General features: G+C 67.5%; 5 protein-coding genes. 2 read left to right on the forward strand and 3 right to left on the reverse strand.

Translation table 11 applies throughout. From position 1 onward, the window contains the following. Nucleotides 1-335: 335 nt before the first annotated feature. From ACFV0Q_RS40325 to ACFV0Q_RS40335, 3 genes are all read right to left on the reverse strand, one after another. Nucleotides 336-917, reverse strand: a complete 582-nt coding sequence (locus ACFV0Q_RS40325) for an HD family hydrolase (RefSeq protein ID WP_385012917.1) — start codon at nucleotides 915-917, stop codon at nucleotides 336-338. Nucleotides 918-971: 54 nt separating this feature from the next. After that, on the reverse strand, nucleotides 972-1,322 hold the full coding sequence (locus ACFV0Q_RS40330) for a hypothetical protein (RefSeq protein ID WP_385012919.1): 351 nt from the start codon (nucleotides 1,320-1,322) through the stop codon (nucleotides 972-974). Nucleotides 1,323-1,487: 165 nt separating this feature from the next. Further along, nucleotides 1,488-2,222, reverse strand: coding sequence for a helix-turn-helix domain-containing protein (locus tag ACFV0Q_RS40335; protein WP_385012921.1), 735 nt, complete (start codon nucleotides 2,220-2,222; stop codon nucleotides 1,488-1,490). An 11-nt stretch (nucleotides 2,223-2,233) separates the two neighbouring features. Here ACFV0Q_RS40335 and ACFV0Q_RS40340 point away from each other — a divergent pair, with 11 nt between their 5' ends. Then, nucleotides 2,234-2,422, forward strand: coding sequence for a hypothetical protein (locus tag ACFV0Q_RS40340; RefSeq protein ID WP_385012923.1), 189 nt, complete (start codon nucleotides 2,234-2,236; stop codon nucleotides 2,420-2,422). Further along, the gene (locus tag ACFV0Q_RS40345) at nucleotides 2,415-2,672 is read left to right on the forward strand and encodes a hypothetical protein (protein ID WP_385012924.1); all 258 of its coding nucleotides are present in this window, start codon (nucleotides 2,415-2,417) and stop codon (nucleotides 2,670-2,672) included. The genes ACFV0Q_RS40340 and ACFV0Q_RS40345 overlap by 8 nt, the downstream gene beginning before the upstream one ends. Nucleotides 2,673-3,122: the final 450 nt, after the last annotated feature.

A 3,122-nucleotide genomic window follows, 5' to 3' on the forward strand; every position in this document is an offset into this window, starting at 1 on the left:
CCCTTCGGTCGCGTCGCTTCGCGATGGCCTTCGGCCACCCTTGACAGACCGCCCCGCCACGAAAAGCCGAAGACCGACGGGAAACCCCCAAAAGAACGGTCACGGGGCAGGAGCGACAGAAGCGGCCCCGCCAGAGAAGCGACGACCTGCCCCGGGCCGGCTGACCACGGCACCTGGCCCGCTGCGCCTGCAAGGCAGACCGAGGGCGGCGGTACCCGCACGAAACGGCAACCAAATAACCGACGGAGCCCCAGGCGCGTCGGATCGCTACGTGCTTCGCCCGGCCAGGCGGCCGCAGGCCGTCTTGGGCCGGGCACAAGCCGCCCCCGCGGCCGTCAGCGGGGAAGGAAGGTCTGGCGCCAGGTCAGGGACGACATGGTCAGCGCCGCCTCCGCCAGGGACTTCGCCGAGGTGGTCTTCAGGGCGTTGAGGCTGGAGTCGATCCAGTTCTGTACGTTCACGTTGCCCTGTTCGCGGTACTCGACGGCTTGGATGAGGCATTCGAGTTTGTCGGCGTCGTGGGCGATGACCACCTCGGGGTCGGTGCCGTTCTCGTAGTCCGCCACGACGGCCTGGATGCCGGCCGCGACGGCCGGGTGGGCGGTCGCGAGCTGGTCGGCGGTGATCTCCTCGTTGGAGGCGGCTTTGAGGTAGCGGCGGCCGATGTGCGGGATGTCCCCGATGCGGGTTTCCTGGGTGTCGTGCATGACGCACATGAGGGTGACCCTGGCGGCGTCGGCGCCCTCCATCATGGCGAGTACGGCGCCGATGGCGGCGACGCGGAAGCTGTGTTCGGCGACGCTCTCCGGATCCCTGACCCCGGCGTGCCACCATCCCGACCGGCGTTCGCGCTTCAGGACGCCGAGCTCGAACAGGAAACCCGCGGTGCCCTCTACGTTGGCCGTCTCGTCTGCCATGTGGTGCCCTCCGAGTTGGTCAGTCGTACTCGGCTAGACGGTAGTCCACAGTGCTCAGCTCACGCCTGGATCTTTCCGACAGGGCACTTCCATCGAGGAGTTCAGTGGTTCGCTGCGCCAGGTCCGCAACAAGCCGCCTGCTGCCAGCGGGAGCCACCTGTACGTCTCCAACAGGGCCCATACCGTGTGCGCGTACAAATCGACGAATCCGGGTGCCTGGTGGATGCCATCCACCAGGCCACGCAGCAGCGTGACCGGGTCCCAGCCCTTCATGCTCCGGTCACGCATGAACTCGTCATTGGCTTCAGGCCGCCGTATCACGCCGAGCCAAAGCGCCCAGTAGTTGAGGTTGGCGATTTCGCCGTCGTCGCTGTCCACCATCGAGCGCTCGATGAAATCCCACAACAGCTGGGGGTCGCCGAGGCGTGCCAGGACCGTGGCCGTGGAGCGGGCCTCGGCCCAAAACGGGGTCCAACCTGGTCCTGCCAGACCCCCACGCCGAGCGTGGAGCGCGTGCGCGGTCCACGACGCTGCGCCGGGCCCGTGGTCGTAAGAGGTCAGGTAGAGAGCCTACCGATGGAGGAGCGAGCCCCCGGCCCCAAGACGCCCCGCGACCTCTGCCGTTTCGCGCAGGTGCGCGAATAGCGTAGTCCGTTCCGTCGGGCTCAGTCGCGGAGCCGAAGCGGCAGGACCGTGGCGGGTCGGTACGGGTCGGCAGCGGAGGATCGGTGGTGGGGATCCGTTGACCGCCCACGCGATCATGTGCGCGGTGTCCCGGGTGTGTACCCATTCGCAGAGTGGATGCGGCACCCCGGGGCGGGGAGGAGCCAGCGCCGCCCCGATGACCCGGTCGGCGTCCATCGCGGCATCCAGGAGTACGACAACGTCTGGGTCCGCGCCGACTCCGGGCAAACGGCGGCGCAGACCGAGCAGATCCGCGCCTTGCATGTTCGAGATCGGCCGTCGACCAGCTTCCCAGCCCTGGTATGTCGCGACGCTGACGCCGAGGAGTTCGGCCATTTCCTCCTGCGAGCGAGGGATGCTCTCCCGCGAGGTGCGGAGCACGAAGCCTCCGATGAGCCCCATGCCCTGTGTCCTGGCTGCCGACATAGCCTCTCCCGCTCGCGTTCGGCGTCGAATCCCGCACTCGTACTCACAGTGAGTGTTGCGACAACTACACCGGCCGTAGGTTCTGCTCGTCAACGCCTCCAGGGCCGATTTCCCACCGACGACTGAAGATGCGGAATACCTCCCGTAGGGGCCCTGAGCAGGCAATTCGTGCTGCCCGGACACGGGTCCCACCATGGAGGGCTGCCATGACGATGATCAGGTCCGGACCGGCTGCGAGCCAGGTCACCGTCCGACGCCCAGCGGGGCTCACTGACGGCGACAGCACCCGAAGTCCGGGAACCGATGTCTACGGGGTCAGTGCGGAGTTGCTCGACCGGGCGCTTGCCGGCTGGGAACGCTTCATCGACTCCTTCGAGGAGTCGACCGATGGCTGAGCAGTACGAATACGTGCGGCATCGGCTCCTGGGCCGTCGCGTGCGCGACATTGCCTCCGGAACCGAGGGCAAGCTGATGGCCGTGATCAACGAGAACGTCTCGGACAGCGGGGCCGAGCGATGGATGCATCTCGCCTACGTCCGGGACGCGACCGGCCTCGAATTCACCACGGCAGTCCACAACATCGTGCCCGCCGACTACATCGATGCCCTGGACAGAGCCCTCGGCCGACGGTGTTCACCGGAGTAGCGAGTCGGCTGATGAAACCGTATGCCGCACCTCGGCCTCGGGCCCCAGAAGGCTGTCAGTCGCCGAGAAGAGCGGTGCGCGTGGCGATCTGTTGCGCCTGGGTGCTCCGCAGGGGGTCTGGTCAGCATTTGGTGCGGGTAGCCGGGCCCCCGGTCCTGGATCAGGAATCCAAGGGCCCGAATGCCCGGCGAACCGGGCCCCGGCCCCTCGTCTCATCGCTGAGAGACCCGTCCCTTCGCTCTGGACCGTGCCGTTCTTTTGGGGGTTTCCCGGCAGTCTTCGGCTTTTCGTGGCGGGGCGGTCTGTCAAGGGTGGCCGAAGGCCATCGCGAAGCGACGCGACGAAGGAGCGCCCTTGACAGGGCGGCCCGACGCGGAAGGACGATGAGACTGACGGGAAACCGCCAAACCGACTCTGAGACCGCCCAAGGGGACACCGCTCTCCCACCCC

Source organism: Streptomyces sp. NPDC059564, from assembly GCF_042735575.1.
GTDB lineage: Bacteria > Actinomycetota > Actinomycetes > Streptomycetales > Streptomycetaceae > Streptomyces.

Coding starts and splice junctions, on each gene's coding strand:
- ACFV0Q_RS40325 (WP_385012917.1), bottom strand. CDS start 917: ATGGCAGACGAGACGGCCAACGTAGAGGGCACCGCGGGTTTCCTGTTC.
- ACFV0Q_RS40335 (WP_385012921.1), bottom strand. CDS start 2,222: ATGGTGGGACCCGTGTCCGGGCAGCACGAATTGCCTGCTCAGGGCCCC.
- ACFV0Q_RS40340 (WP_385012923.1), top strand. CDS start 2,234: ATGACGATGATCAGGTCCGGACCGGCTGCGAGCCAGGTCACCGTCCGA.
- ACFV0Q_RS40345 (WP_385012924.1), top strand. CDS start 2,415: ATGGCTGAGCAGTACGAATACGTGCGGCATCGGCTCCTGGGCCGTCGC.